This window comes from Kitasatospora sp. NPDC057500 (assembly GCF_042802195.1).
Taxonomy (GTDB): Bacteria; Actinomycetota; Actinomycetes; order Streptomycetales; family Streptomycetaceae; genus Kitasatospora.
This window is the reverse complement of record NZ_JBHVER010000114.1, coordinates 1-25187: the sequence shown is the minus strand read 5'-3', so window position 1 is coordinate 25187 and position 25187 is coordinate 1. Positions and strand designations below refer to the sequence as shown.

Sequence of the window (25187 nt, the reverse complement as noted above, 5' to 3'; positions counted from 1 at the left end):
GGGTGCGCCTTTTAGGCGAATCCCGGCCCGACGCACCGGGACGACTGGCCGTCGCCGCCCCGTCACGGGCCACACTCCCCGTGTGAAGTCGATCCTTCGAACCACCCTGTTGCTGGCCGTCGCCGCCGGGATCGCCGCATCCCCCCTCCCGGCCGCCGCCGCCAGCCACCAACCGCTCCTCGGGGGCAACCCGTTCTCCCGCCTCGACACCATCCAGCCGGTGCGCGAGAGCGCCCGTACGGAGGCGCTGGAGTTCTTCTGGTACGACTGCGGGCACTCCCAGGCGCTGGAGCGGCCGCTCCAGGCCTGGACCGAGCGCCACCGCGCGGACGCCGACCTGCGCCGCGTCCCGGCCATCTGGCCCGGCGCCCGCGAGGAGGCCGTGCAGCGCGGCCACGCCCGGCTGTACTACACGCTGGAGCGCCTCGGCCTGGTCGAGCGCCTCCAGGAGGCCGCGTTCCGGGCCGTCCACACCGACGACCGGGACCTCACCGCCGAGGACGGCGCCGCCGCGTGGGCGCAGACCCAGAACGTCGACCAGCAGCGCTTCCGCGAGGCCTACCGCTCGGAGGCGGTGGCCCGTTCGGTCGACGAGGCGGCCGAGCTGTTCATCCGGTACGGCATCAAGGAGCTGCCGACCGTGGTCGTCCAGGGCGAGGAGCGCACCTCGCCGACCACCGCCGGCGGCGTCGAGGCGATGCCCGCGGTGCTGGACCGCCTGGTCGCCCAGGACCAGCAGCGCCACCCGCGCGCCCACACGCTGCACTGATCCACCTCTCCACCGACCGCCCCCGGGCGGGTCGGCCGCAGCGGCGGCCGGCCCGCCCCTTCCCGTGCCGTCGGCCCCTTCCCGTGCCGTCGGCCCCCTCCCGGGCCGGCCCGCCCCTTCGGCCAGGGGGAGTCCGCCCACCTTCACCGAACCGACCCCCCGCGGCCACACTCTGTGCCAGAGTGGGGCCGGGCCGCGTCGAGAGGTCGTCAAACACCGCTGCGACAGGCCCACTTCTCGATACCGCCGGTACCGGAGAGGGCAGATGTCCGTGGGGGGACAACGCGCGCAGCTCGTCGACGGGCGCGACGACAGCCAGACAACGCAGGCCCCGGGGCGACGCCCGCCGGCCGCCGACGGGCCGCCGCCCGAGCTGATCTTCAAACGCCGGCTCCGCCCGGCCCGGGTCGCCCGCGAGCTGTGGGGCGCCCGTGAACTCGTCCGCGCGCTCGCCGAACGCGACCTGCGCGCCCGCTACAAGCAGGCCGTGCTCGGCTTCGCCTGGGCGGTGCTCACCCCGCTGGCGCTGTGCGCCATCTTCACCCTGGTGTTCCGCCGCGCCGTGCACGTCGACACCGAGGGCGCCGCGTACCCGCTGTTCGCCTACGTCGGCCTGATCGTCTGGCAGTTCTTCAGCAACACCATGAACCAGGGCGCGCTGAGCCTGGCCAACAACCTCAGCCTGCTCAACAAGGTGTACTGCCCGCGCGAGGTCTTCCCGCTCGCCACCATGCTGGTCGCCACCGTCGACATGCTGATCGGCACCGCCGTGCTCGGCCTGCTGTTCCTGGTCTTCTGGACCGCCCCCGCGGCCACCTTCCTGTGGGTGGTGCCGCTGCTGGGCATCCAGTTCGCCTTCACCTACGGCATCGCCCTGGTCCTGTCGGTGGCCGTGGTCTACCTGCGCGACGTGCGCCACCTGCTGCCGATCATCACCCAGATGGGCGTCTTCGCCACCCCCGTCGCCTACCCGCTGGCCCAGATCCCGGAGACCCTCCAGGAGGTGTACGTCGGCTTCAACCCGCTCGGCGCCGTGATCGAGGGCTACCGCAACGCCCTGCTGTACGGCCAGGCGCCCGACGCCTCGCTCACCACGATCGCCGCGGTCTCCTCGGTGGTGTTCCTGGTCGGCGGCTACCTGCTGTTCAAGAAGCTGGAGACGGGGATCGCCGATGTCGCCTGACCGGACCCTCCCGCTGGGGACCATCCGCACCGAGCAGGTGTGGAAGCGCTTCAAGGCCGACCAGCAGCGGATGCTGCTGCGCGACAAGGTCGATTCGATGGCCCGCCGGCTGCGCGGCGAGAAGGGCGAGGACTGGCGCTGGGCGCTGCGCGACATCTCGATGCACATCGAGCCGGGCGAGTCGGTCGGCCTCATCGGCTCCAACGGCTCGGGCAAGTCCACCCTGCTCAAGATGCTGACCCGGGTGATGTACCCGTACGGCGGGGTGATCGACGTACGCGGCCGGATCGGCGCGCTGATCGAGATCCGGGCCGGCATCCACCCCGACCTGACCGGCCGGGAGAACATCTACCTGTTCGGCGCGCTGCTCGGCCTGCGCCGGCGCGAGGTGGCCACCCGCTTCGACGACATCGTGGAGTTCGCCCGGCTCGGCGGCGCCATCGACCGGCAGGTGAAGTTCTACTCCTCGGGCATGCAGATGCGCCTCGGCTTCGCCGTCGCCGCCTACCTGGAGCCCCACGTCCTGCTGGTGGACGAGGTGCTGGCGGTCGGCGACGCGGTGTTCCAGCAGCGCTGCCTGGACCGCATGCGCGAGGTCGCCGAGCAGGGCACCACCATCGTCTTCGTCTCGCACGACCTGCCCGCCGTGGAGTCCATCTGCCGGCGCGGCATCTGGCTGGAGCAGGGCTCGATCCGGGTGGACGCCGGGATCAGGGAGGCGATGGCCGGCTACCGCGACTCCATCGAGGCGCAGTCCGAGGCCGGCGGGCGCACCGGCGAGCCGATCCAGCTGCTCAAGCACGAGGTGCGCGGCGAGGGGCGGGAGAGCCTCACCACCGACGAGCCGATGACCGTCGAGCTGACCCTGGGCGGCGACTACCGGGGCGACGCGACCCTGCACCTGGGCGTCAGCGAGGGCACCTCCAGCCCGATCTTCCAGATCAGCCACGAGATCCGGCTGACCGGCGGGGACCGCACGGTCACCTGCGTGATCCCCCGGCTGCCGCTGCCGCGCGGCCGCTACACGCTCTGGGCCGGCGTCTACAGCATCGGCAGGACCGACGGCGGCACGCTGATGAGCTGGCACTCCACCGGCCAGTTCGACGTCTTCGGGCCGATGCTGGACTCCCCGCCGCGCGCCGTGGTGCTGGCCGCGCCGGTGTTCGTCGCGCACCACTGGGAGGAGTGAGGCGTGCGACCGGTCCGGGTGCTCGTCCATCTCAACAACCTGGCCCTGGGCGGCGCCCAGCTGAACGCGGTCGACATCGCCCGCACCCTGCGCGACCGGGGCCACGACCCGGTGCTGTTCGCCCAGGGCGTGGCCGGTCCGGCGCCGATGGTCGACGTCGCCGCCGGGCACGGCCTGGACGTGGTGGTGGCGGGCGGACCCGACACCCCGCACGCCGAGGTCCGGCGCCGGCTGGGCCGGCTGGCCGCCGAGCACGGCAGCCAGCTGCTGCACGCCTGGGAGGTCCGGGCGGCCCGCAACGCCTTCTTCGGGCCTGGGCGGCTGGGCCGGCTGCCGGTGGTCACCACCTTCTACGGCATCCGGATGCTGCGCGGCATGCCCCGCCACCAGCCGCTGGTGCTGGGCCTGGGCGCGCTGTTGGGCGACGGCCGGGCCTTCGGCCACCGGGACGTCAGCCTGATCGAGCCGCCGGTGAACACCGCCACGGACGCCCCCGGGCTGGTCGACGGGGCGGCGTTCCGGCGCCAACACGGCATCGGGGACGACGAGTCGCTGCTGGTCATCGTCACCCGGCTGGTGCCCGCGCTGGAGAAGGACGCCGGCGCGGAGCTGACCGTGGACGCCGTCCGGCGGCTGGACGACCCCCGGGTGCGGCTGGTGATCGTCGGCGCCGGTCCCAGCCTGGAGCCGCTGCGCGTCCGCGCGGCCGCCGCCAACGCGGAGCTGGGGCGCCCGGCGGTGCTGGTCCCCGGGCAGCTGGCCGACCCGCGCCCGGCGTACCAGGCCGCCGACATCGTGCTCGGCATGGGCGGCTCGGCGCTGCGCGGCCTCGCCTTCGGCAAGCCGGTGGTGGTGCACGGCGCGGCCGGCTACACCGCCGTGCACGAGCCGGGTCCGCTGGTCGAGCCGCACGCCTCGCGCTGCATGTACGGCTTCGGCGACGGCTCGCGCGCCCCCGAGGCGCTGGCCGGCCAGTTGCGCGGGCTGCTCGACGACCCGGCGCGCCGGGCCGAGCTGGGCGACTGGGGGCGGCAGTGGGTGGTCGGCCGGTTCTCGCTGGAGAGCGTCACCACCGCCTTCGAGGACCTCTACGCCCGGGCGCTGGCCCGGCCCGGCCGGGCGGCGAGCTGGCTGAAGGACCTGGAGCAGATGACCCGCTACGAGTTCACCAAGCCGGCCGCGCTGCGGCTGCTGGGGCGGTGACGCCCGCTCAGCCCTTCCTCTAACCGCTACTCGCATGTTTAATGGTTAGCATGAGCGAGCTGACGATCCCGCACGTCCACCACCGCCACGCCGACGTCGACGGCCTGCGCGTCTTCTACCGGGAGACCGGGCCGGCCGACGCCCCCGTGCTCCTGCTGCTGCACGGCTTCCCGTCCGCCTCCCACCAGTACCGCCGGCTGTTCGACGCGCTCGGCACCCGCTACCGGCTGATCGCCCCCGACTACCCGGGCTTCGGCCACAGCGACAGCCCCGCCCCCGACGCCTTCCGCTACCGCTTCGACACCCTGGCCGACGTCGTCGAGGGCTTCTGCCGGGCCCTCGGCCTCGACCGGTTCGCCCTCTACGTCTTCGACTTCGGCGCCCCCGTCGGCCTGCGCCTCGCCACCCGCCACCCCGAGTGGATCACCGGCCTGGTCGTCCAGAACGGCAACGCCTACGAGGAGGGGCTCTCCGAGCAGGCCCGCGCGTTCATCGCCAACCGCCCCGGCGTCGAGGGCGCCGAGGAGCGCGTCCGCACCATCCTCACCCTGGAGATGACCCGCTCCCAGTACGAGGGCGGCACCGGTGACCCCGCCCTGGTCGCCCCCGACGGCTGGACCCTCGACCAGCACCACCTCGACCTGCCCGGGCGCAAGGACATCCAGGTCGAACTCGCCCTCGACTACCACCGCAACGTCGAGCTCTACCCCGTCTGGCAGGAGTGGCTGCGCACCCACCGCCCGCCCACCCTCGTCGTCTGGGGCCGCAACGACCCGTTCTTCACCGAGCCCGGCGCCCGCGCCTACCTGCGCGACGTGCCCGACGCCGAACTGCACGTCCTCGACACCGGGCACTTCGCCCTGGAGGAGAAGCTGCCCGAGATCGCCCCGCTGATCGACGACTTCCTCGCCCGCACCCAGAAGTAGGCCGGATGCGGGGGGAGTTCAGTCGCGGCGCAGCAGCAGGGTGACGAAGCCGAGCGTCCCCCGGTAGCCGTGCAGCCACTCGGCGCGGTGCAGGTCCGCCGCCGCCCGGGCGTCCGCGGCGTCCGGGTGCTCCGGACGGTCCAGCGCCCACTGGGCGAGCGAGCCGGTCCAGGAGAACTCGTAGTCGTCCCACTCCTGTCGGGTGCTCACATGGCCGGACACCGGCGTCCAGCCGTCCGCCGCCACCCGGTCCACGGTGGTGGCCAGGTCCGCGTAGTCCTCGCGCCCGGCACCGAGCGCGGCCAGCGCCGCCGCCGAGGGCTCGCGCTCCCAGAACCCCTCGCCGACCAGCACCCGGCCGCCCGGCGCCAGGAACGCCCGGGCCGCGTCCAGCGCCGGCAGCAGGCCGCCGAAGACATGCGTGGCGCCCACGTTCAGGACCAGTTCGAAGGGCCTGTCGTCGGTGAACTCCCGGGCGTCCTGGTGGTGCAGGCCGATCCGCCGCTGCACCCCCAGCGCCTCGGCCGACTCCCGCGCCAGGGCCAGCGCCGCCGCGTCCACGTCCACCCCGACCGCCCGCCAGCGGGGCCGCGCGCCGAGCGCCCGCAGCAGCCACGCCGCCCGCCCGCACCCCAGGTCCAGCGCCCGCCCCTCCGGCTCGGGCGCGAGCGCCCGCTCCAGCAGCGCGCCCACCGACGCGTCGGACAGCGGCGCGGCGACCGGATGACGGGCGTGCGCGAGCCGGGAGATCGTCTGACGGTCCATCCGACCAGTGTGGCCCACCCGGCTTCAGTACGTCCGGCCTTTCCAGGCGGCGCCCCTGCCGCGCCAGTGCTGCACCGCCGAGTCGACCGTCATCAGCAGGTAGAGCGAGGCCGTGAACGGCAGCAGCAGCGCGGCCGCCGGCGGCCGGCCGTAGTAGCGCAGCATCGGCACGAAGGTCCCCGCCATCAGCGCCCAGGCCGCCCCGCCCGCCGCCGCCACCGGCCAGGCGCCCGCCGACAGCCCGGCGACCGCCGCCACCGGCGGCACCAGGTACACCAGCGCCAGCCCCAGCACCGTCCCCAGCAGCAGCACCGGCGAGTGCCGCAGCTGGGCGTACGCGCTGCGCGACACCATCCGCCACAGCTGCTCCAGCCGCGGGTACGGCCGCACGCTGTCCACCTGCTCCGCCAGCCCCAGCCAGGTCCGGCCCCCGGCCGACTTCACCGCCCGGGCCAGCGACACGTCGTCGATCACCGCGCCCCGGATCGCGGCCACCCCGCCCGCCCGCTCCAGCGCCTCCCGCCGCACCAGCGAGCAGCCGCCCGCCGCCGCGGCCGTCCGGGCGCCGGGCCGGTTGCTCCACCGGAACGGGTACAGCTGGGCGAAGAAGTACACGAAGGCCGGCACGATCAGCCGCTCCCAGCCCGTCTCCACCCGCAGCCGGGCCATCTGCGACACCAGGTCCAGCCGGCCGCTCTGCGCCGCGGCCACCAGCTCGGCCAGCGAATCCGGCCCGTGGGCGATGTCCGCGTCGGTCAGCAGCAGGTACTCGGCGTCCGGGCCCGCCAGCTCCACCCCGTGCCGCAGCGCCCACAGCTTGCCCGTCCACCCCGGCGGCAGCGGGGGAGGGGTGGTCACCGTCAGCTCCAGTCCGTCCGGGGCGGCGAGCGAGCGCGCCAGGGCGCCCGTCCCGTCCGTGCTGTGGTCGTCCACCAGCACCACCCGGGCCCGCCCCGGGTACTTCTGCGCCAGCAGGCTCGGCAGCGACACCGGCAGCACCTGCGCCTCGTCCCGGGCCGGCACCACCACCGCCACCTGCGGCCAGCGCTCCGGCGCGCGGCGCGGCGGCAGCCGGACGTCGGTGCGCCAGAACAACCCGTGGCAGCCCGCCAGCCAGAGCCAGACCAGCAGGGAGAACGCGGCGATCCACAGCAGGACGGTCACCCGGGCAGTCTGCCGCACCAGGGGGCCGACGCGGGCCATCGACTAAAGTCTTGACCCGTGAAGATCGCACTGATGGACTCGGGAATCGGCCTGCTGGCCGCCGCCGCCGCACTCCGGACGCTGCGTCCGGACGTCGATCTGGTGCTCTCCTCCAACCCCGCCTCGATGCCCTGGGGACCGCACACGCCCGAGGAGATCACCGAACTCGCCCTCGGCTGCGCCCGGGCCGCCGCCGAGTACCGGCCGGACGCGCTGATCGTCGCCTGCAACACCGCCTCGGTCCACGCGCTCGCCGCCCTGCGGGCCGAGCTGGAGCCCGGGCTGCCGGTCATCGGCACCGTCCCGGCGATCAAGCCGGCCACCGCACTCGGCGGCCCGGTCGCCATCTGGGCCACCCCCGCCACCACCGGCAGCGCCTACCAGCGCGGGCTGATCCGCGACTTCGCCGGGACGGCCGCCGTCACCGAGGTCGCGTGCCCCGGGCTCGCGGACGCCGTCGAGCACGGCGACGACGCGGCCATCGAGGCGGCCATCGCCGATGCGGCCGCCCGCACCCCGGCCGGCACGGCGGCCGTCGTCCTCGGCTGCACCCACTACGAGCTGGTCGCCGACCGCATCCGCACCGCCGTCGCCCCGACCGCCCTGCCGACGCTGACCCTGCACGGCTCCGCCGAACCGGTCGCCGCCCAGGCCCTGCGCCGCGTCCTCGACCCCACCCGCGAGGGCACCGCCACCCTCACCGTCCTCCACGCCGGCACCCCCACCACCCTCCCCCCGGCCGCCCTCGCCTACCCCCAGACCCTCCCCCTCACCGCCCCCACCCCCTGACCCCCCCCGCCACCCTTGCGGGGCGCAGCGACGTCGGGAGACCCTGCCGCCCCGGCACCGCTCGGAGGGGCCGACCTCTGGAGGGGCGGGCGTTCCTCCAGGTGCCCTCGTGAGTAGCCCGCGTGGTGGTGGTGTGCCCGTGGGAGTGGGAAGTCGACGTGGCCGACTTCTGGCGGGGGTCGGGTGCCTTGGTGTTGTGGCAGCTCTTGGTGGCCCCGGCGGCGGTCGCGCGCTGGCGGGAGCGGGAGGTCGGTGGGGCGTCGCGCGCAGCAGGAGGGGCGCGCGCGGAATGTGGCCGATGTCGTTGCTCTCCCGGAGGCCTCGCGGGCGGCTCAGGCCGCAGCCGGCTGTGGCGGGCTGTCGGCGTGTGGCCGTGGGGGAGGGGCGGCAGCGCGCTGTAGCGGCGAGGGCAGGCGGGCCGTGACCCTGACACCGAACACGAGGGGCGAGTGGCACGCGGCGGCTGGCCGGGCCCGGTGGTTCGAACAGTGCCCGCCCCCGGCAGGCGGTGGCAGCCGCCGTGAGGGCTGCGGTGGTGCAGGAAGTCAGCGGCGCCGACCTCCGGCGAGCCTGCGGTCCTGCGGTCCTGCGGGCGCAGGAAGTCGGTGGGGCGACTTCCTGCGCGGGGGAGGGTCAGGCGGCGTGGCCGCGCCAGCGGCGGTAGGCGGGTTCGAGACCGGAGAGGATGGTGTCGAAGCGCCGTGTGCTGGTGGTCGAGTCCACCTGGAGCCGGCTGATCTGGAGAGGGTGGGAGGGGAGCCGGGGGCCGAGGCGGTGGTCGGAGAGGAAGCCGAGCCGGTAGCCCAGCTCCTGGAGGACGGTTTCGGCCCGGGCGTCGTGGCCGCCGTCCGGATAGGCGAAGGCGACCGGGGGCTCGCCGAGCCAGCGGGTGAGGGCTTCGTGGGCGCCGGTGATCTCCGCCCGGACGGTGGCGTCGTCGCAGCGGCCCAGGCACGGGTGCCCCTGGGTGTGGTTGCCGATGGCGACCCCGCCCTCGCGCAGTGCGAGCAGATCGGCGGGGGTGAGCTGTTCCTGGCCGGGCGGTCGCCGGTCGGCGCTGACCCGCAGCTCGTGCAGGCTGCGCCGGCGGTCCGGGTCGGGCATCGCCTTGAGCCGGCGGAGCAGTTGTGAGGGGTGGCCGCAGTCGAGCGAGCGGGCGCGTCCGCCGTGCCGGGCGAGGAAGTCGGCCTCGTGCCACCAGAACGGCTTCTCGGTGCCGATCAGCTCGGAGATGACGAAGGCGGCGGCCGGGATTCCGCGTTCGATCAGCGCGGGCAGCGCATGGGTGAGGACGCTGCGGTCGGCGTCGTCGAAGGTGACCAGGACGCTGCGGGCGGGCAGCGGTCGCCGTTCGGCGACGGCCTGCTGCACGGCGGCCAGCGAGACGGGGGTCGCGAGTCTTCGCAGCCGGTCCAGCTGGGCGCCGAAGGAGCGCGGGTCGGTCACGCCGTGGTACGCGAGTACGGCGAGCCGCTGCGCCGCCCGGGCGCGGAACAGGGGCTGGACGGGGGCGAACCGCAGCCACTCGCCGCGCGCGTCGGCGGGGTGGCAGGCCCGGGTGGCGGCGGACCGCAGGGCCCGGCCGCCCGGCGGGAGGACCGCCGGAAGTAGGCCGGCCGGTGGGGTGACGATCGGCTGCCCGTCGGTCGTCACGGTGGCGGTCCCGGGCGGGGCGGCGGTGGTCGGCGGGGGCCGCAGGTCCGACAGGGCGGTCACCAGGGCCCTGTCACGGGCCGTGGGGCCGGAGGTCGACGTCGTGGAATGGGACTGCGGCACGGTTCCCCCTCGGTCGCCGATGCGGCGTGGCGGTACCGCCGGAGGACGGAGCCCGGCCTCCGACTCCAGGGCACGGCGGCTCCGCCCCCTGGGTATTTCCGGCCCGCGGCGGGGACTCCCAACCCGCACCGCGGACGGCTCCTGGATCGCTCAATGTAATGGAGACAGCTACACCTCGTTGAGGGTTGTACCGGACCGGCAAGGTTTTTTCGACGACCGGGAACAATTCCGGAACGAGCCCGTAACGGGCCCGGGACCACTCCGGAACACCTTCCCGAACACCCGCCACGCCCGGCCCCGGCCGGTCCCCTGCCCCACCCCCGGTCCGTCACCGAGAGTGTCCGCCCGATCGCCGCGCGCATGCTGCCCGCGGGGCCGCTCCGGGGTACCTTGGGCTCATGGCAGATGCGGAACGTGATCACCTCCACCCGCGCGGCGCGACCCGGATGGCCCGGTACTGCCACGGTGGCCCGCTGGTCACCCACCAGGTGCCGCTCGCGCTGGTGGGCGTGGCCTGCCTCGTGCTGGGGATCGTGGTGGCGGTCGTGGTTCCGGACAGTGACGGCCCGGCGTGGGCGATGGCGGTGGCCGGCTGCCTCGCGGCCGGGGTGCTGCTGCTCGGCCGGATCGGTTTCGCACTGTTCCGCCGTCGGCGCGCGGCGGCCTGAGTACGGAGCGCGGACGGCGGACGGTGGGGCGCGCGGGAAACCGCTCAATCACCGCTCACCCGATCGAGTCCAACCGGTCAGATCGGCAGGTTTTCAGCCCATCTGCCAACTCCTTCTCGCTTCTTTCACAATTCCGGGGCACCAGCCCCACAGTTCCCCCTACTGTGATGTCCGTCCGGGGTGCCGACCGCACCGGATGCGAGGCCACTTGACGGTGCCGGGGAGGGCGCCGCAGAGGGGGGAAGGATGAGCGGCACCGCCGTGCCCGGAACGGCCCCGGCCAACGGGGGGATCCGGGCCCGGGTGAAGCGACAGCTGGCACGCCGGGTCGGGACCGGCCCCGGCGAGGGCGCCACCGTGCTGATCTACCACCGGGTGGGCGGCGGGAGCCCGGACGAGCTGGACGTGTCCGCCGCCGACTTCGCCGCCCAGGCCGACCTGCTCGCCGAGCTGCCGCCAGGCCGGGTGGTCTCCCTGGACGAGGCCACCGACCGGATCGAGGCCGGGCGCCGCACCCCGAGCGTCGTCCTCACCTTCGACGACGGCTTCGCGGACGTCTACGACAACGCCTGGCCGCTGCTGCGCGAACGCCGGCTGCCGTTCACGGTCTACCTGGCCAGCGGCCACGTCGGCGGCGAGATGCGCTGGGAGGGCTCGACCGCCAAGGCGGCCGGCGCCCCCGCGCTCAGCTGGGCGCAACTGCGCGAGATGACCGCCTCCGGCCTGTGCACGGTCGCCAACCACACCCGCAGCCACGCCCGCCCCGAACTCCTCTCCACCGCCGAACTGGACGCCTGCAACGACGACGTCGAGGAGCACCTGGGCGTACGCCCCCGCCACTACGCCTACACCTGGGGCGTACCGGTCCCGCACATGGAACCGGCCCTGCGGGCCCGCTTCCGGACCGCCGCGACCGGCGAGGTCGGCCGCAACACCCCCGGCGTGGACCCGGTCCGGCTGCGCCGGGTGCCGGTCCGCCGCACCGACCCGATCGACTTCTTCCGCGCCAAGCTGTACGGCCGGCTGATCCCCGAACTCGCCTACGCCCGGATCGTCGCCACCGCGAAGGCGGTGGGCGCCCGTGCCTGAGGACCGGATCCCGCGCCGCCTGCGCGGCCCCGGCGGCCGTCCGCTGCGCGTCGCCCACCTCACCACCGTCGACATGAGCCTCCAACTGCTGCTCGCCACCGAGCTGAAGGTCGACCTGGAGGCCGGCTTCGAGACCTACGGGATCAGCGCGCCGGGCCCGTACGTCCCCGAGCTGACCGCGATCGGGGTGCGCCACGAGCCGCTGCACACCCTCACCCGGGCCTGGGAGCCGCGCGCCGACGCCGCCGCCGCCCGCGAACTGCTCGCCGTGCTGCGCCGGATCCGCCCGGACGTGCTGCACACCCACAACCCCAAGACCGGCGTGCTCGGCCGGGTCCTCGGCCGCCTCGCCCGCGTCCCGGTCGTGGTGAACACCTGCCACGGACTCTGGGCGCAGGCCCACGACCCGCTCGCCAAGCGGGCGTTCGTCCTGGGCGCCGAGGCCTTCGCGGCCCGCTTCTCGCACGCCGAGCTGTACCAGAACGGCGAGGACCGCCGCACCCTGGCCCGAGCCGTCCCGGCCCGCCGCTCGCGGGTGGTCGGCAACGGCGTGGACCTCACCCGCTTCGCCACCGACCCGGGCGAGCGCGCCCGGCTGCGTGCCGGGCTGCGCGCCGAGCTCGGCGTCGGGCCGGACGAGCTGCTGGTCGGCGGGGTCGGGCGGCGGGTCGCCGAGAAGGGCATCCGCGAGTACGCCGAGGCGGCCCGGGCGCTGGCCGGCAAGGCCCGGTTCGTCTGGATCGGCCCGGACGACCCGGACAAGCCGGACGCCCACGGCGCCGAGTCCGGCGTCGCCTTCCCCGGCCCGCGCGGCGACATGCCCGCCGTCTACGCGGCCCTGGACGTCTTCGTGCTCCCCTCCTACCGGGAGGGGTTCTCCCGCTCCGCCATGGAGGCCGCCGCCGGCGGCCTGCCGATGGTGCTCAGCGACATCCGCGGCTGCCGCGAGATCGGCACCCACGACGAGCACCTGCTCCTCGCCCCGCCCGGCGACGCCCGGGCCCTCACCCACGCGCTGGACCGGCTCCTCACCGAGCCCGGCCTGCGCGAGCGCCTCGGCGCCGCGGCCCGCCGCCGCGCCACGGCGCGGTTCGACCAGCGCGCGGTCGCCGCCGTCTCGCTGGCCACCTACGCGGCCGTCGCCCGCGCCAAGGGACTGCCCTGGGCGGTCGGCTGAGCCCACCCACGACCACACACCGCATCAGGGGGAAGGACCGTCATGAAGCGAGGGGGGGACCTCGCGATCACCGTCCTGACCGGGATCGTCGCGATTCCGCTCGGTCTGGTGATCGCCCTGCTGATCCGCTGCACGATGGGCGGACCGGTGCTCTTCCGGCAGACCCGGACGGGACTGCACGGCAAGGAGTTCGAGATCCTCAAGTTCCGCACCATGCGGGACAGGCGTTTCCCCGAGGAGCCGGACGCTCCCCGGATCACCCGGCTCGGGGAACTGCTGCGCAGGACCAGCCTGGACGAGCTGCCGCAGCTGTGGAACGTCGCGCGCGGCGAGATGGGCGTGATCGGGCCCCGGCCCACGCTGCCCGAGCAGGTCGTCCACTACTCCCGCCGGCAGCGCGGCCGGCTCGACGTCCGCCCCGGCCTCACCGGCTGGGCGCAGGTGCGGGGGCGCAACTCCATCACCTGGCCCGAGCGGATCGAACTCGACCTCTGGTACGTGCGCAACCGTTCGCTCGCACTCGACCTGCGGATCCTGCTGCTGACCGTCAAGGTACTGCTGCGCCCGGCCGGGATCACCGCGGCCGGGGGCGTCAACCCGGGCTTCCCGGCGCCCACCGAGCCCGCCGACACGGCCGTGCCGGTGCCCGCGGCCGGGAACGAGCCGCCGCCCGCCGTGATCAACCTGCCCCGGCAGGGCACGGCACCCCGGCAGAGCACCGCGAACCGCACCGCGCCCCGGCCGGCCCCGCCGGTGCGCCCGGCGCCGGTGCACGCGGCCGTCGAGGAGGCGTCCTGACCACCGGACCGGGCAGGATGGCCCCGTGACCTCCGCAACCGCCCCTCGCGGGCTCTGGATCGCCGGCGCCGGGGGCCTCGGCCGCGAGGTGCTGGACACCGCGCTCGCGGCCGGCGTCCCGGTCGCGGGCTTCCTCGACGACGCCCCGTACAGCAGCGTCCGCGGCCTGCCCGTCCGCAGGCCCGCCGAGTTCGAAGCCGGCGCCCGCTACCTGATCGGGATCGCCGACCCGGCCGTCCGGCGGCGGCTCGCCGCCCTGCTGGACGGCCTGGGCGGCGAGCCGGCCACCCTCGTCCACCCCCGGGCGCTGATCGCCCCGGACACCGTGCTCGGGCCCGGCTGCCTGGTGATGGGCGGCGCCTACGTGTCCAGCAGCGTCCGGCTCGGCGCGCACAGCCAGGTCCAGTACAACGCGACGGTCGGGCACGACGCGGTGCTCGGCGAGCGGGTGACGGTTCTTCCGGGAGGGAACGTCTCGGGCGCGGTGCTGCTGGCGGACGGCGCCACCGTCGGCTCCAACGCGGTGGTCCTGCAAGGCCGCAAGGTCGGCGAGGACGCCTTCGTGGGCGCCGCCGCCGTGGTGACCGGGGACGTGCCGCCCGGCGAGGTGGTGGTCGGCTCCCCGGCCCGCCCGCTGCGCAAGGACCGGCCGGCCACGGACTGAGCGGGCCGCGGCCGACCCCGACGGTGCCCGGCCCGCGCCCGGATAGGGTGCGGGCCATGGCCATTCCCGAGTTCCTCGCCGACCTCCGCGCCGTGGTCGGCCCCCGCATGCTCTGGCTCAGCGCCGTCGTCGCGGTCGTCCTGGACGACGACGGCCGGGTGCTGCTCGTCCAGCGCTCCGACGACGGCTGCTGGACCCCGCCCGGCGGCATCCTCGACCCGGGCGAGCAGCCCGCCGACGGCGCGGTCCGCGAGTGCCTGGAGGAGAGCGGCGTGGTCGCCGTCCCGGAGCGGCTGGTGACCGTCACCGTCTCGCCGGAGGTCACCTACCCCAACGGCGACATGACGCAGTACCTGGAACTCGTCTTCCGCTGCCGCCCGGCGGGCGGCGAGATCCGGCTGGACGAGGACGAGACCCTCGCCGTCGGCTGGTACGCCCTGGACGCGCTGCCGCCGATGGCGGAGAAGGAACTCGCCTGGATCCACCGGGCGGTGGCCGGCCGGGCCGAGGCCGTCTTCGAGTGGAACGGCGCGCTGCTCCCCTGACCGGCGGCCGCCGCCCGGCGTGATCCGAAAGAGCGGGCCTAGAGGCCGCGGAACCAGTCCGCGGTCCGCTCCAGCCCCTCGCGCAGCGGTACCGGCCGGACGTCCGGGAACAGCTCCCGCAGCCGCGCGTTGTCGGCCTGCGAGTCCCGGACGTCGCCGGGCCGCGGGTCGACGTGCGCCACCTCGACGGGGTGGCCCAGCACCGTCTCCAGCTCGCCGATCAGCTCCAGCAGCGAGGTGCGGGTGCCGAACGCCAGGTTCACCGGGTCGGCGTGCACCGCCCGGCGCAGCACCGCCTCGGTGATCACCTGCGTGACGGTGCCGACGAAGGTGAAGTCCCGGCTCTGCCCGCCGTCCCCGTGCACGGTCACCGGCCGCCCGGCCAGCGCGGCGTCCAGGAAGGCCGGGACGACGGCGGCGTAGGCGTGCCCGGCGGGCTGCAGCGGGCCGAAGACGTTGAAGAACCGCAGCGGGAGCACGCCCAGCCCGTAGCAGTGGTGGTAGGCGGCCAGGTAGGACTCGGTGGCGAGCTTGCTGACCGCGTAGGGGCTCATCGGCGCGGTGCGCATGGTCTCCCGCTTGGGCAGCTCGCGGTTGGCGCCGTAGACCGAGGAGGAGGACGCGGCGGCCACGTACAGGCCCCCGGCGCGGCGGGCCGCCTCCAGCACCTCCAGGGTGCCGGTGGCGTTGGCGTGGTGGCTGGCCAGCGGGTCGGCGACCGAGCGGGGCACCGAGGGCAGCGCGGCGAGGTGGACCACGGCGTCGGCGCCGGCGAAGGCCTCGTCCAGCAGCGCCGGGTCGAGGATCGTGCCCTCGTGGAGCACCGCGTCGGTGCCGGACAGGTTGGCCTTGTTCCCGGTGGAGAGGTCGTCCACGACCCGGACCTGGTCCACCTCGGGCCGGGCCAGCAGGGCCCGGACCAGATTGGCCCCGATGAATCCGGCTCCGCCGGTGACGACCACGCGCATGGCTGAGGATCCCCCCTCACGACCGGGCGGCCCCTCGGCCGGCCCTGCGCCGATGGTAGCCGCGCGGTCACCGGCGGTGTGGCGGAACCCCGAGAACGGCCGGAAGCGGACGGGACGGCCGCGTCGCGGGCCGCTCAGCCCTTGGGCTGGCGGTACGCCTCCTCGGCGGCGTCCAGCACCGCCGCGAGGTCGCCGCCGGCCGTGGCGGTGGCGACCGCGGCCACCGCGCCCTCGACGAACGGGGCGTTGGCGAACCGGACCGGGAACGGCAGGCCGTGCTCGTCGGCGTCGGCGAGCAGCGCGCGGACGGTGGTCACCGCGCCGCCGAGGTCGGCCAGGACGACCACGCCGTGGCCCTGGTCGACCCGCCGGGTGGCGGCGGCGACCAGGACGGCGCTGATCCCGGGGCCGGCCACCAGGTCCCCGCCGGTCGCGGCCACCGGGGTGGGGGAGCCGTCGCCGGTCAGCGCGAGGGCGAGGGCGCGCACCGCGGTGGCGAGTTCCTGGCTGTGCGAGACCAGCACCACGCCGACCCGGCCGTGCGCGGGCGGCCGGCCGGGGGCGGGCCGGGGCAGCGGGGCCGGGGTGCGGGGCGCCGGGGGGTGGGCCGAGGGGGCGTCGGAGATGGGGATGACATCGGCGCGGGTGCCGTCCCGGCGGCTCATCGGCTGCTCCTCGGGCGCTCGGTCGGGGGCCCGGTGGGGCCCGGTGGGGGTTCCCCACACTCTGGCAGTTCGCCCGCCGCCCGCCCGCGCGGGACACGCGCCCGGCGGGGCGGCCCGGAGCCGCTGAGGGGCCGTCGGACCCGGTCGGGGGAGTCCTCCCGATCCCGCTGACCGGGGCCGTGCGGGTGACTAGGCTGAGGCCGTTCAGGCCGTCGGGAGGAGAGACCAGCAGTGGCAGCCAACAGCGGGACCGGGGTGGAGTCGGTCGGGGTCGAGTCGTCGGGAGCGGCGGAGTTCGGCGCGAACGGGAAGCCGAAGGTGGACTTCACCGGGGCGACCTGGCTCTGCAGCAGCCAGGGCGTGGGCGACGTCCAGATCGCCTTCGTGGACGGCTACATCGGCATGCGGGACGGCCGTCAGGAGGACGGCCCGGTCCTGGTCTTCACGCCCGGGGAGTGGCGGGCCTTCGTGCTCGGCGCGCGGGACGGCGAGTTCGACCTCACCTGACCGGATCCGGCCGGACGTCCCGCGGGGCGTCCGGCCGCACCCGAAGGTCTCCGGGGGTCATCATTCCGATCACATTTGAGCGTGCCCCGTCATAATTTCTGTTGACTGCTGGACAAACGCAGCTCAGAGTATGAGCACAGGCAGACGCCGTGCCCACCGCCCCCACGCGGCCAGACACGGCGCCTGCTGTGCAACCCGGCAGCGCTGCCGAGTCTCCTCCCAGTCATCCCCTGCGCACCGGGGGTGCGTCGGCCGGTCCCGGCCCACGAGGGGCCGGCAGTCGCCGGGAGGATGGCTCCGGGCCCGAGAGCGACTCGGGCGTCGGTGCCGTTGCTCGGGACCCGCACGCCCCCACGCGGCGGCGTCCCGAGCAGATCCGCGGGAGCGACGGGCCGGGGCCCCGCGGACCTTGCTCTTTGGTGCATGGAACTGTTGGCTTGTGTGCTGTGCGGTGTGCGACGTCGAAGCTGGGTGCTCGGCGGATCGGCACGACGGTGTGCACAGTGAGGGAAACGCGTGTAGGGCCGCGTTGCGACATGCCGTCCCCCCGAAGGGTGAAACCCAGAACGGCTGTCGTGCTGAACCGAACGTAGCCCGGACGGTTGCTCAGAGTCAACATTGGTCTCTGAGCGTGGATCTCCGTCCGGTGCCCCACCCACCCCGCGAGCGTGGTGTGCCGGGCACGTACGATGTTCCCATGTCTTTTCTCCGCCGTCGCTCCGGTCAGCCCACCGGCCCGGACTTCGACGTGCTCGCCATGGACCCGGGCGACTGGCCCGGCGACTTCGGTGCGGCCATGATGACCGGCTCGGACGGCTCCTGCCAGGGGATTTTCCTGCGCTACGACCTGTTCGGCGGCAGGGGCCCGGCGATGTTCATCGGCAACCTCCCCGAGGGTTCGCCGGCCCGGGACACCGGCGACAGCGTGCCCTTCGAGGTGCGCCAGCTGCTCGCCGCGCTGGGGGACGAGGAACCGGTCGAGTTCGTCTCGGCGGAGGACTTCCCGGTCATGCTCGGGGACGACCTGCTGATCGTGAAGAAGGTCAAGGTCAGCGAGGGCCGGGTCTTCTGTGCCCAGTTCGGCCGGAGTGACGGCGTGCAGGTCACCATCGCCTCCTGGGACCGACCGATTTCGGACGACCTCTACCAGCTGCTCAAGCCGCTGCCCGCGGACATGTTCCAGCAGGGCTGACCGGGCGTCGGAGAACTGCCCCGGAGGGCAGGATTCCGCTTCCCGTTCCGCTGCTCGGGCCGCTCCCGCCACCCCACTCGTCCGGGCTTCGGGCGCTGCTTGACGGCCTCGATCACGGCTTCGTAAAGTCGCGGACATGTCGTGCCGTCTCCCGCTGCTGACCCGTCGCAGCTACCTCGACCTGCGGCGCACCGCCAGCGCGGTGTGTCCGGGCCACTGAGGGGGATCCGTCCCCGAGGCGGCGGGCGGCCGGCCGAGCAGCCGTCGCCGGTCCGGAGGCGGGCGTTCCGCTGAACCCGGGTTCCGGGGGCGGGCGTTCCGCCGGTCTCCGGGGTCGCCCACCGGTACCGCGCGCCCGTCCCGGCGTGTCGAGGAGTCTGAGCCCACGCTGCCGCCCGGAGGCACCTGCCCGATGAGCACCATTGCTGCCGACCAGCCGTCCGCCGCCCCGTCCCCCGTCGAGGCCGCCCTCGCCGGGCTGCCCAGGGTCGTCGACCTGCTGGCCGCCCGGGCCGAGGAGCACGACCGCGACGCGACCTTCCCGTACCAGGGCATCGAGGCCGTGCACGAGGCCGGACTGCTCACCCTGACCGTCGACCGGCGCTACGGCGGGCCCGGCGGCACGCTCGCCGACACCGTCCAGGTCCTGTCCCAACTCGGGCGCGGGGACGCCTCGGTGGCCGTGGTCACCGCGTTCACCCTGCTCCAGCACGCCGAACAGGCGCGGACGGCGAACTGGCCGACGGCCGGCTACCGGCGGCTGCTCACCGAGTCCCGGCGCGGCCCGGCCCTGGTCAACACCCTGCGGGTGGAGCCCGGCGCCCGCAGCGGCGAGCCGCCGGCCACGGTGGCCCGGTGGGACGGCACGGGCTGGCGGCTCACCGGCCGCAAGACGTACTGCACCGGCGCCGAGGCGCTCGCCTGGATGGCGGTGACCGCCCGGACCGACGAGCCGGAGCCCCGGACCGGGACGTTCCTGGTGCGCGGCGAGAGCGAGGGCCTGGAAGTCGACCCGACCTGGGACCAGCTCGGCCTGCGGGCCAGCGCCAGCCACGACGTGGTGCTGGACGGGGTGCGGGTGCCCGCCGAGCTCGCACTCGGCCTGAACCCGTCCAAGGGCGGTGCCGGAAGGGGCGCGTCCGGCGCCGCCGCGCGCTCCGCCGCCGCTGCCGCGCCGGACGCCACCGGGGCCGTCCCGGCGGCCGAACTGGCCCGGGCCTGGCACGATCTGGCGCTCTCCGCGGTGGCCGTCGGGGTCGCCCGCTCGGCCCAGGACTGGCTGGTCCGCTTCCTGCACCAGCGAACTCCGGCCAATCTCACCGAGCCGCTCGGCAGCCTGCCCCGCTACCGCGGCGCGCTGGGCGAGATCGAGACCCAGCTGATCGGCGCCGAGGAACTGGTGCACGGGCTCGCCCCCCGCGTCGACCGGGCCGAGCCGGACGCGGTCGCCCGCACCGGCCCGGCCCATCTGCTGGCCACCCGGGCGGCGATAGCCGCCGTCCAGCAGGCCGTCTCGCTCACCGGCAACCCGGGACTGAGCCGCCGTCACCCGCTGGAGCGCTACCTGCGGGACGTGCTCAGCAGCCGGGTCCACCTGGCGCCCGACGAGGCCGTCCTGGAGGCCGCGGGCCGGGCCGCCCTGGAACGCGGCGCCCGGCCCTGACCGGGCGCCGGCCCCCGGAGGGCCTCACCGCGTCCCGACGGCGGCCCGGACCGCGCGGCGGGCCAGCGCGGCGTCGTCGTACAGCCGGCGGATCATGATCCGCTGCTCCTCGCCGGCGCCCGGCACGTCGTACAGCCGGATCTCGCGCATCAGCACCAGCACCAGGTTCACCAGGAACGCGTCCCGGGCCAGGGTGCCGCCGCTCTGGGCGAGTTGGCTGATCTGCCGACGGGCCGCGGTGTCCCCGGACAGCACGCTCCAGAGCACCGCCAGGTCGTAGCCGGGCAGGTACCAGCCGGCCTGCTCCCAGTCGACCAGCACCGGCCCCGACGGTGCCAGCAGCATGTTGCTGAGCAGCGCGTCGCCGTGGCAGAGCTGGAGCGGGGCGTGCCCGAGGCCGTGCAGCAGGCCGCGCAGGTCCCCGGCGTCCCGGTCGGTGAGCTGGCCCACCGAGTGGTAGCGGGCGATCTCCAACTGGTAGTCCAGCCGGGGCTGGAAGACGTCGGTCGGCGGCCGCCACAGGTTGAGCGTGCGGACGGCGGTGAGCAGCGCCCGTACCTCGCCCGGGGTCGGCGCGTTGGCGGGGTGGCGCTCCCGCGCGGCCGGCCGGCCGGGCACCCGCTCCATGACGAGCACGCAGCGGTCGTGGTCGGCGGCCACCAGCCGGGGCAGCCGCACCGGCGGGCGGTGCCGGACGAAGGCCCGGTAGACGGCGACCTCGTGGTGGAAATCGGCCACCAGCTGTTCGAAGTACTCGCTCCGGACCGCCTGCGGGGCGAGGCACTTGGCGACCACCGGCGCCCGGCCGATGGTGCCCGCCACCAGGATGTGGCGGCTCCCCTCGCGCAGCACCTGGCGCGGGGTGAACGCGGGACATATCCGCGAGACGCCCGCGAGCGCGGCCCGGACGGACGGCGTCTGGAGCGCCGAGGGGTCGATCCGCTCCTGCGCCGCGGGCTGGCCCGGCCGGGTCGGGGGCCGCAGCAGCCGGCCGTCGCCCGGGCGGACGGCGGGGATCCGGGCCCCGGGGAGGCGGGGGCCGGCCGGGGCGGCGGTCTCGGGCGAGCGGAGCCCCAGCGCGGTCCGGGCGGCCTGGCCCCGGGGGTCCGCGGGCCGGCCGTCGGCGGCGCCGCGGGGGGCGGGCGGCCGGGACGGCGGCGGGACCTGCTTCGGGCCGGGACGGCCGGCGGCTGCGGTGGGGGGGCGCAGCGCGGTCCGGGGCGCGGTCGGCGTCGGGGAGGTCGCTGAGGAGTACATGGGGTGAGGGAGGTCCCTTCCTGGTCCGTCTCGGATGCGCCCCGCGGGGGCGGGGTCGGGCCGGTGCCGCCGGGTTCCTGGTCCGGCGGCGGGGCCCTGGTCGGTCCGGCGGGTGGTGCGCGGGCGCCGGGCACGGACGCCGGGGCCGGAACCCCGTGCTGCGGCGGTGGACCGGCCGTCCGCACCCTGGGGAATGCGGATGGCCGGTTCTGCCGTGGCCGTGCCCGGCGCCCCCGCGCCACCCGGCCGCGCCACCCCCTCGGGTGAGGACCGGGGACGCCCCGCGACCCGCGCGGGGGAAGCCCCGAACCGGCCTGGGACGCCCTCCGACCCGGGGGCGAGGTGGCGCACCTCTACATCACACCCGGATGACGGTGGTTGGTAATGTGGCGGACCCTGGCGAAGCCTGGCGAATGCTCGCCGGGTACGTGACGGAACCTCTAGCCTCGGATCAGCCGAGGAACCTGGGGGCTTCACGTGAGCAGGGGACCCAACACCCGACTCGCCGATCTGTTCGTCCTGACCGGATGGTCGAAGGGCGAGCTGGCGCGGCTGGTCAACAGGCGTGGTGCCGCGATGGGGCAGCAGCAGCTGTCCACCGACACCTCGCGGGTGCGGCGGTGGATCGAGCAGGGGGAGATCCCGCGCGATCCGGTGCCGAGGGTACTGGCAGCCGTGTTCACGGAGCGGCTCGGCCGTGTCGTCACCACTGAGGACCTCGGTCTGGAACGACACCGGCCCACCAGGACCGGAGCGGCGCAGTCCGCCACCACGTCGTCATGGGAGCCGGATCGGACGGCCGCGGTCCTCACCGAGTTCACGGGAATGGACCTCATGCTGAACCGACGTGGATTGGTGGGCGCGGGTGCCGCGCTCACGGCCGGGGCGGTCATCGCCGATTCGTTGAAGGGCTGGCTGGGCGGGGACGCGGTCGCGTACGCGGCCTCGGCGCCCGGGCCGAGGCCGGTGGTCACCCAGGGCGGTGTCCGGCCGGTGGTGGACCTGTACGACGCGGGCCCGGTCGGGCTCGACGAGGTGGAGGCGCTGGAGCGCTCGGTGCAGGTGTTCCGGGCCTGGGACGCGGCCCGCGGCGGCGGCCTCCAGCGCAAGGCGGTGGTCGGTCAACTCAACGAGGTGGGAGGCCTGCTGACGCACCGGCACAGTCCGTCGGTGGAGCAGCGGTTGTGGCTGGTCGCGGCCAACCTCGCGGTGCTGGCGGGCTGGATGTCGCACGACGTGGGGCTGGAGCCGACCGCGCAGAAGTACTTCATGCTGGCCGCCGAGGCGGCGAAGGAGGCCGGGGACCGGCCGCGCGCGGGGGAGGCGATCTCCCGGGCGGCGCGCCAGATGGTGCACCTCGGGCGGGCCGACGACGCGATCGACCTGATGGCCGCGGCGCGGGCGAGCGGCGGACGGATGCTGCCGAGGACGCGGGCGATGCTGAACACCGTCGAGGCGTGGGCGCACGCGTCGATCGGGCAGTCGCAGGCGACCTGGCGGCTGCTGGGCGAGGCGGAGGACCTCTTCGCGGAGGAGCCGGACGGTCCGCCGCCGTCCTGGATGCAGGTGTTCGACGAGGCGGAGCTGCGCGGGATGCAGGCGCTGGTGCTGCGCACGCTCGCCGAGCACGACCTGTCGGCCGCCGGGCAGGCCCGCCGGCACGCCGAGCGGGTGATCCGGCTGCGGGAGGGGACCGGCCAGCTGCGCTCGGCGCTGTTCGACCGGATCACGCTGGCCTCGGTGCACTGGCTGACCGGGGAGCCGGACGCGGCGGAGACCCAGGTCAAGATGGCGCTGGGCCTGATCGGGCAGAACTCCTCGCTCCGGACGTGGGACCGGCTGCGGGAGATGTACCGGCTGACCGCGCGCTACCGGGGGGTGCCGGTGGTGGACGAGCTGCGGGACGAGCTGGGCCGGGAGCTGAGGGCGGTGGGGGCGAAGTACCAGTACCGGCCGCAGCCGGTCTGAGGTCCGCCCGGGCCGGGGGCCTAACCGGGGTTCGCCGGGCGCAGCAGCAGGCGCAGTGCGGTGACGGTGCCGTCGGTGCCCAGGACGGGCTCGCCGGCGCACTCCACCATGCCGTGCCCGCCGCCCGGCCGGCGGACCTGGAGGGTGCCGACGGCGTACCGGCCGTGCACCAGTGCGTCGGTCATCATCCGGCGCAGCTGCGGCCGGTCCGCCTCGCTCAGCCGGTCGGGCAGCCGGTCGAGGCTGAGCGGGCCCCGGCCGGGGTCGCAGCCGAGCAGCCGGAAGGCCTCTGCGGACCAGCGCACGGCGTCGGTGCGCAGATCCCACTCGGCCGCGGCGACCGGGTCTCGGCCGGGCTTCGATGTCATGGGCATGGCATGTCCGCTCATCCGTTCAACGGCGGTCGGCCGACGGGTGTGGGAACGACTGTCGCACAGCGGTCCGGTACCCGTCGGCGATTTGGACAGAACGCAGACAAAGTCCACCGGGCATATGCCAGTGCGCACAAAGGGTCGGTCGCCCTGTGTGCGACGGGCTGTCCGAAGCGGTAACCTTCGGTGATTCCGGCGCCCGGGCGCCCACCGCAGTACCGACCAGAGACCCCGGCGACGGAAATCCCGTTGCCACTACGACCGCCGCAACGGATGCTGACCTCATGTTCGAGCCAGTGATAGCACCCAGTGCCAGCCTCCTCGGCCTCCTGCAGCGAGGTCGCGGTGACGGGCAGCTCCATGCGCTGGCCGCCGACCGCACCGAGGCCATCGCCGCGCTGGAGGAGTGCGTCACCAGGGACCCGCGAGCCGACTGGCAGGTCGAGAACCGCTCCCTCTACTACGCGCGCCTCTACATGGAGCTCGAGGCGCCGCTCGACGGCATCGAGGACCACCTCCACTCCCCGGAGGACCTCCTCGACGAGGACGAGGCCCGCACCGGCCTCGCGCTCTCCGTCCTCGGCCACCTCGCCGCGTACGGCCGCCGGGACGCCCTCCTCATGCTCCGCGAGTACGCCGCCACCGGTACCAACTGGGCCTGGGCGCTGGACGAGCTCGCGCTGCGCGACGACGACCGCGGCCTGCTGCTGCTCGGCACCGCCGTGCTGGACCACTTCCCGCCGGGCCCCGAGGGCGACGCCGAGCTGCGCGAGACCATCCGGGGCGCCTACGAGCCCAGGCCCTGGCGGCTCTGGGCGGCCTACCACCCCAGAGTCGCGGCGGCCGGCGAGCAGTCCCCCTTCGACCTGTGGCAGCGCCAGGTGAACCGCAGCGGCGTCACCCCCGGCTGGTCCACCGCCGACGTCCTCGCCTGGGCCGACCAGGGCGAGCTCGGCGGCCTCGGTGCCGACGCCTTCGCCGGCGGCCCGGCCCGCCCCGAGGCGTCCCGCGACGCCGGCTCCCCGGCCCGCCCCGACGCGGTGGACCGCCGTGCCGCCGCGGCCGCCCGCTGCCTGGCCGCCGTGGTCCGCCCCGAGGACCGCCCCGCCGTCCTGGAGGCGGCCGGCACCGGACTGCCCGGCGCCCGCCGGGCCGCCATGCGCTACCTCGTGGACCAGCGCGACCCGGCCGCGGCCGACCTGATCGAGGCGGCCGCCGCCGAGGTGGACGACCGGATGGTCCGGTTCGCCCTGGAACTGCTCGGCCGGATGCGCGGTCCGGAGGCGCTGGCCCGGGCCCGCCGCTGGGCCGACCCGGCCACCGGCGGCGCCGACAGCGCCCTCGGCGAGGCCGCCGTGCGGCTGCTGGCCGACGCGGGCGAGCCCGCCGACGGCCCGCTGGTGGTGGCCGGGCTGCGCCGCTGGGTCTCGCTGCACGGCGTGTCCGGCGCCGACTCCGGACTCGGGACGCTGGTCGACGGCGCGGGGCGGCTGGCCGCCACCGGGGCCGTCCCGGTCCTGCGCCACATCTACGGGGAGGCGGTCTCCTCGGACCTGCGCGGCCGGGCCGCCCGGGCGCTCGCCGCGACCGACGTGCACTTCCCCGAGGGGCCGGCCGTCGAGTGCCTCTGGGACTGCGAGGAGTCCACCCGGGAGCTCGCCGCGAGGCACGTCGCCACCACCGGCGACGCCCGCGTGCTGGAGCGCCTGCGCCGCCTCGCCGCCGACCCGGCCGAGGAGGCCGAGGTCCATGCCGCCGTCCGGGGCCGACTGACCGCCGCCCGCGAGCGACGCCGCTAGGACGGCTGCCGGGACCCTTCGAGGACGACGAGGAGGGCCGGTCCACCCCCGGG

At 75.3% G+C, this 25187-nt stretch carries 24 protein-coding genes; 17 read left to right on the top strand and 7 right to left on the bottom strand.

From position 1 onward, the window contains the following. Nucleotides 1-82: 82 nt before the first annotated feature. From ACFU74_RS23075 to ACFU74_RS23055, 5 genes are all read left to right on the top strand, one after another. Nucleotides 83-769 carry a thiol:disulfide interchange protein DsbA/DsbL gene (locus ACFU74_RS23075; protein WP_380759688.1) on the top strand — a complete coding sequence of 229 codons (687 nt, stop codon included), beginning with the start codon at nucleotides 83-85 and terminating at the stop codon, nucleotides 767-769. Between the two features lie 265 nt (nucleotides 770-1034). Next, on the top strand, nucleotides 1035-1952 hold the full coding sequence (locus tag ACFU74_RS23070) for an ABC transporter permease (protein WP_380759686.1): 918 nt from the start codon (nucleotides 1035-1037) through the stop codon (nucleotides 1950-1952). Further along, nucleotides 1942-3141, top strand: a complete 1200-nt coding sequence (locus ACFU74_RS23065) for an ABC transporter ATP-binding protein (protein WP_380759684.1) — start codon at nucleotides 1942-1944, stop codon at nucleotides 3139-3141. Before ACFU74_RS23070 ends, ACFU74_RS23065 begins: the two co-directional genes overlap by 11 nt. A gap of 3 nt (nucleotides 3142-3144) precedes the next feature. After that, nucleotides 3145-4344 (top strand): glycosyltransferase family 4 protein, encoded by a 1200-nt coding sequence (locus ACFU74_RS23060; protein ID WP_380759682.1) that lies wholly within the window; start codon nucleotides 3145-3147, stop codon nucleotides 4342-4344. A 50-nt stretch (nucleotides 4345-4394) separates the two neighbouring features. Continuing rightward, on the top strand, nucleotides 4395-5270 hold the full coding sequence (locus tag ACFU74_RS23055) for an alpha/beta fold hydrolase (protein WP_380759680.1): 876 nt from the start codon (nucleotides 4395-4397) through the stop codon (nucleotides 5268-5270). 18 nt (nucleotides 5271-5288) lie between these two features. Here ACFU74_RS23055 and ACFU74_RS23050 read toward each other — a convergent pair whose 3' ends face one another. Then, complete coding sequence (locus ACFU74_RS23050; RefSeq protein WP_380759678.1) at nucleotides 5289-6035, bottom strand: SAM-dependent methyltransferase; 747 nt, start codon at nucleotides 6033-6035, stop codon at nucleotides 5289-5291. A 24-nt stretch (nucleotides 6036-6059) separates the two neighbouring features. Beyond that, nucleotides 6060-7238 (bottom strand): glycosyltransferase, encoded by a 1179-nt coding sequence (locus tag ACFU74_RS23045; RefSeq protein ID WP_380759676.1) that lies wholly within the window; start codon nucleotides 7236-7238, stop codon nucleotides 6060-6062. Nucleotides 7239-7256: 18 nt separating this feature from the next. On the opposite strand from ACFU74_RS23045, the gene ACFU74_RS23040 reads away from it, so the two are divergent. Beyond that, on the top strand, nucleotides 7257-8027 hold the full coding sequence (locus ACFU74_RS23040) for a glutamate racemase (RefSeq protein ID WP_380759674.1): 771 nt from the start codon (nucleotides 7257-7259) through the stop codon (nucleotides 8025-8027). Between the two features lie 633 nt (nucleotides 8028-8660). Here the strand turns inward: ACFU74_RS23040 and ACFU74_RS23035 are convergent. Beyond that, the gene (locus tag ACFU74_RS23035) at nucleotides 8661-9743 is read right to left on the bottom strand and encodes a polysaccharide deacetylase family protein (RefSeq protein ID WP_380759672.1); all 1083 of its coding nucleotides are present in this window, start codon (nucleotides 9741-9743) and stop codon (nucleotides 8661-8663) included. Nucleotides 9744-10201: 458 nt separating this feature from the next. Here ACFU74_RS23035 and ACFU74_RS23030 point away from each other — a divergent pair, with 458 nt between their 5' ends. The 6 genes from ACFU74_RS23030 (at nucleotide 10202) to ACFU74_RS23005 (ending at nucleotide 14744) form a co-directional block, all read left to right on the top strand. Then, nucleotides 10202-10471 carry a hypothetical protein gene (locus ACFU74_RS23030; protein WP_380759670.1) on the top strand — a complete coding sequence of 90 codons (270 nt, stop codon included), beginning with the start codon at nucleotides 10202-10204 and terminating at the stop codon, nucleotides 10469-10471. Nucleotides 10472-10717: 246 nt separating this feature from the next. Further along, complete coding sequence (locus ACFU74_RS23025; RefSeq protein ID WP_380759667.1) at nucleotides 10718-11560, top strand: polysaccharide deacetylase family protein; 843 nt, start codon at nucleotides 10718-10720, stop codon at nucleotides 11558-11560. Further along, nucleotides 11553-12737, top strand: a complete 1185-nt coding sequence (locus ACFU74_RS23020) for a glycosyltransferase (protein ID WP_380759665.1) — start codon at nucleotides 11553-11555, stop codon at nucleotides 12735-12737. The genes ACFU74_RS23025 and ACFU74_RS23020 overlap by 8 nt, the downstream gene beginning before the upstream one ends. A gap of 42 nt (nucleotides 12738-12779) precedes the next feature. Further along, nucleotides 12780-13535: a sugar transferase gene (locus tag ACFU74_RS23015; RefSeq protein ID WP_380759663.1), complete on the top strand. Its 756-nt coding sequence runs from the start codon at nucleotides 12780-12782 to the stop codon at nucleotides 13533-13535. 25 nt (nucleotides 13536-13560) lie between these two features. Beyond that, nucleotides 13561-14199 carry an acetyltransferase gene (locus tag ACFU74_RS23010; protein WP_380759661.1) on the top strand — a complete coding sequence of 213 codons (639 nt, stop codon included), beginning with the start codon at nucleotides 13561-13563 and terminating at the stop codon, nucleotides 14197-14199. 56 nt (nucleotides 14200-14255) lie between these two features. Next, nucleotides 14256-14744 carry an NUDIX domain-containing protein gene (locus ACFU74_RS23005; protein WP_380759659.1) on the top strand — a complete coding sequence of 163 codons (489 nt, stop codon included), beginning with the start codon at nucleotides 14256-14258 and terminating at the stop codon, nucleotides 14742-14744. A gap of 38 nt (nucleotides 14745-14782) precedes the next feature. Here the strand turns inward: ACFU74_RS23005 and ACFU74_RS23000 are convergent, their stop codons facing one another. Beyond that, nucleotides 14783-15712: an NAD-dependent epimerase/dehydratase family protein gene (locus ACFU74_RS23000; RefSeq protein WP_380759657.1), complete on the bottom strand. Its 930-nt coding sequence runs from the start codon at nucleotides 15710-15712 to the stop codon at nucleotides 14783-14785. Between the two features lie 134 nt (nucleotides 15713-15846). Further along, on the bottom strand, nucleotides 15847-16377 hold the full coding sequence (locus tag ACFU74_RS22995) for a PTS-dependent dihydroxyacetone kinase phosphotransferase subunit DhaM (protein ID WP_380759656.1): 531 nt from the start codon (nucleotides 16375-16377) through the stop codon (nucleotides 15847-15849). Between the two features lie 255 nt (nucleotides 16378-16632). Between ACFU74_RS22995 and ACFU74_RS22990 the strand changes: the two genes are divergently transcribed. The 3 genes from ACFU74_RS22990 to ACFU74_RS22980 all read left to right on the top strand — a co-directional run bounded on the left by ACFU74_RS22990 (nucleotide 16633) and on the right by ACFU74_RS22980 (nucleotide 19739). Then, the gene (locus ACFU74_RS22990) at nucleotides 16633-16884 is read left to right on the top strand and encodes a DUF397 domain-containing protein (protein ID WP_380759693.1); all 252 of its coding nucleotides are present in this window, start codon (nucleotides 16633-16635) and stop codon (nucleotides 16882-16884) included. Between the two features lie 697 nt (nucleotides 16885-17581). Further along, a complete protein-coding gene (locus ACFU74_RS22985) occupies nucleotides 17582-18076 on the top strand; it encodes a hypothetical protein (protein WP_380759654.1) in 495 nt (164 codons plus the stop codon). Nucleotides 18077-18488: 412 nt separating this feature from the next. Continuing rightward, nucleotides 18489-19739, top strand: a complete 1251-nt coding sequence (locus tag ACFU74_RS22980) for an acyl-CoA dehydrogenase family protein (RefSeq protein ID WP_380759652.1) — start codon at nucleotides 18489-18491, stop codon at nucleotides 19737-19739. Between the two features lie 24 nt (nucleotides 19740-19763). On the opposite strand, the gene ACFU74_RS22975 is transcribed toward ACFU74_RS22980, so the two are convergent. Beyond that, a complete protein-coding gene (locus tag ACFU74_RS22975; RefSeq protein WP_380759691.1) occupies nucleotides 19764-20816 on the bottom strand; it encodes an aminoglycoside phosphotransferase family protein in 1053 nt (350 codons plus the stop codon). A gap of 657 nt (nucleotides 20817-21473) precedes the next feature. Between ACFU74_RS22975 and ACFU74_RS22970 the strand changes: the two genes are divergently transcribed. Further along, nucleotides 21474-22964, top strand: a complete 1491-nt coding sequence (locus ACFU74_RS22970) for a hypothetical protein (RefSeq protein ID WP_380759649.1) — start codon at nucleotides 21474-21476, stop codon at nucleotides 22962-22964. A gap of 20 nt (nucleotides 22965-22984) precedes the next feature. Here ACFU74_RS22970 and ACFU74_RS22965 read toward each other — a convergent pair whose 3' ends face one another. Further along, nucleotides 22985-23332: a hypothetical protein gene (locus ACFU74_RS22965; protein ID WP_380759647.1), complete on the bottom strand. Its 348-nt coding sequence runs from the start codon at nucleotides 23330-23332 to the stop codon at nucleotides 22985-22987. 287 nt (nucleotides 23333-23619) lie between these two features. Between ACFU74_RS22965 and ACFU74_RS22960 the strand changes: the two genes are divergently transcribed. Next, nucleotides 23620-25134, top strand: coding sequence for a HEAT repeat domain-containing protein (locus ACFU74_RS22960; protein WP_380759646.1), 1515 nt, complete (start codon nucleotides 23620-23622; stop codon nucleotides 25132-25134). Nucleotides 25135-25187: the final 53 nt, after the last annotated feature.

What these genes read in the sequence shown, in the direction of transcription:
- ACFU74_RS23025 (WP_380759667.1), top strand. Translation starts at nt 10,718, where the DNA reads ATGAGCGGCACCGCCGTGCCCGGAACGGCCCCGGCCAACGGGGGGATC.
- ACFU74_RS22960 (WP_380759646.1), top strand. Translation starts at nt 23,620, where the DNA reads ATGTTCGAGCCAGTGATAGCACCCAGTGCCAGCCTCCTCGGCCTCCTG.
- ACFU74_RS22985 (WP_380759654.1), top strand. Translation starts at nt 17,582, where the DNA reads ATGTCTTTTCTCCGCCGTCGCTCCGGTCAGCCCACCGGCCCGGACTTC.
- ACFU74_RS23030 (WP_380759670.1), top strand. Translation starts at nt 10,202, where the DNA reads ATGGCAGATGCGGAACGTGATCACCTCCACCCGCGCGGCGCGACCCGG.
- ACFU74_RS23000 (WP_380759657.1), bottom strand. Translation starts at nt 15,712, where the DNA reads ATGCGCGTGGTCGTCACCGGCGGAGCCGGATTCATCGGGGCCAATCTG.
- ACFU74_RS23005 (WP_380759659.1), top strand. Translation starts at nt 14,256, where the DNA reads ATGGCCATTCCCGAGTTCCTCGCCGACCTCCGCGCCGTGGTCGGCCCC.
- ACFU74_RS22980 (WP_380759652.1), top strand. Translation starts at nt 18,489, where the DNA reads ATGAGCACCATTGCTGCCGACCAGCCGTCCGCCGCCCCGTCCCCCGTC.
- ACFU74_RS23015 (WP_380759663.1), top strand. Translation starts at nt 12,780, where the DNA reads ATGAAGCGAGGGGGGGACCTCGCGATCACCGTCCTGACCGGGATCGTC.
- ACFU74_RS23070 (WP_380759686.1), top strand. Translation starts at nt 1,035, where the DNA reads ATGTCCGTGGGGGGACAACGCGCGCAGCTCGTCGACGGGCGCGACGAC.
- ACFU74_RS22995 (WP_380759656.1), bottom strand. Translation starts at nt 16,377, where the DNA reads ATGAGCCGCCGGGACGGCACCCGCGCCGATGTCATCCCCATCTCCGAC.
- ACFU74_RS23055 (WP_380759680.1), top strand. Translation starts at nt 4,395, where the DNA reads ATGAGCGAGCTGACGATCCCGCACGTCCACCACCGCCACGCCGACGTC.
- ACFU74_RS23050 (WP_380759678.1), bottom strand. Translation starts at nt 6,035, where the DNA reads ATGGACCGTCAGACGATCTCCCGGCTCGCGCACGCCCGTCATCCGGTC.
- ACFU74_RS22965 (WP_380759647.1), bottom strand. Translation starts at nt 23,332, where the DNA reads ATGACATCGAAGCCCGGCCGAGACCCGGTCGCCGCGGCCGAGTGGGAT.
- ACFU74_RS23065 (WP_380759684.1), top strand. Translation starts at nt 1,942, where the DNA reads ATGTCGCCTGACCGGACCCTCCCGCTGGGGACCATCCGCACCGAGCAG.
- ACFU74_RS23045 (WP_380759676.1), bottom strand. Translation starts at nt 7,238, where the DNA reads ATGGCCCGCGTCGGCCCCCTGGTGCGGCAGACTGCCCGGGTGACCGTC.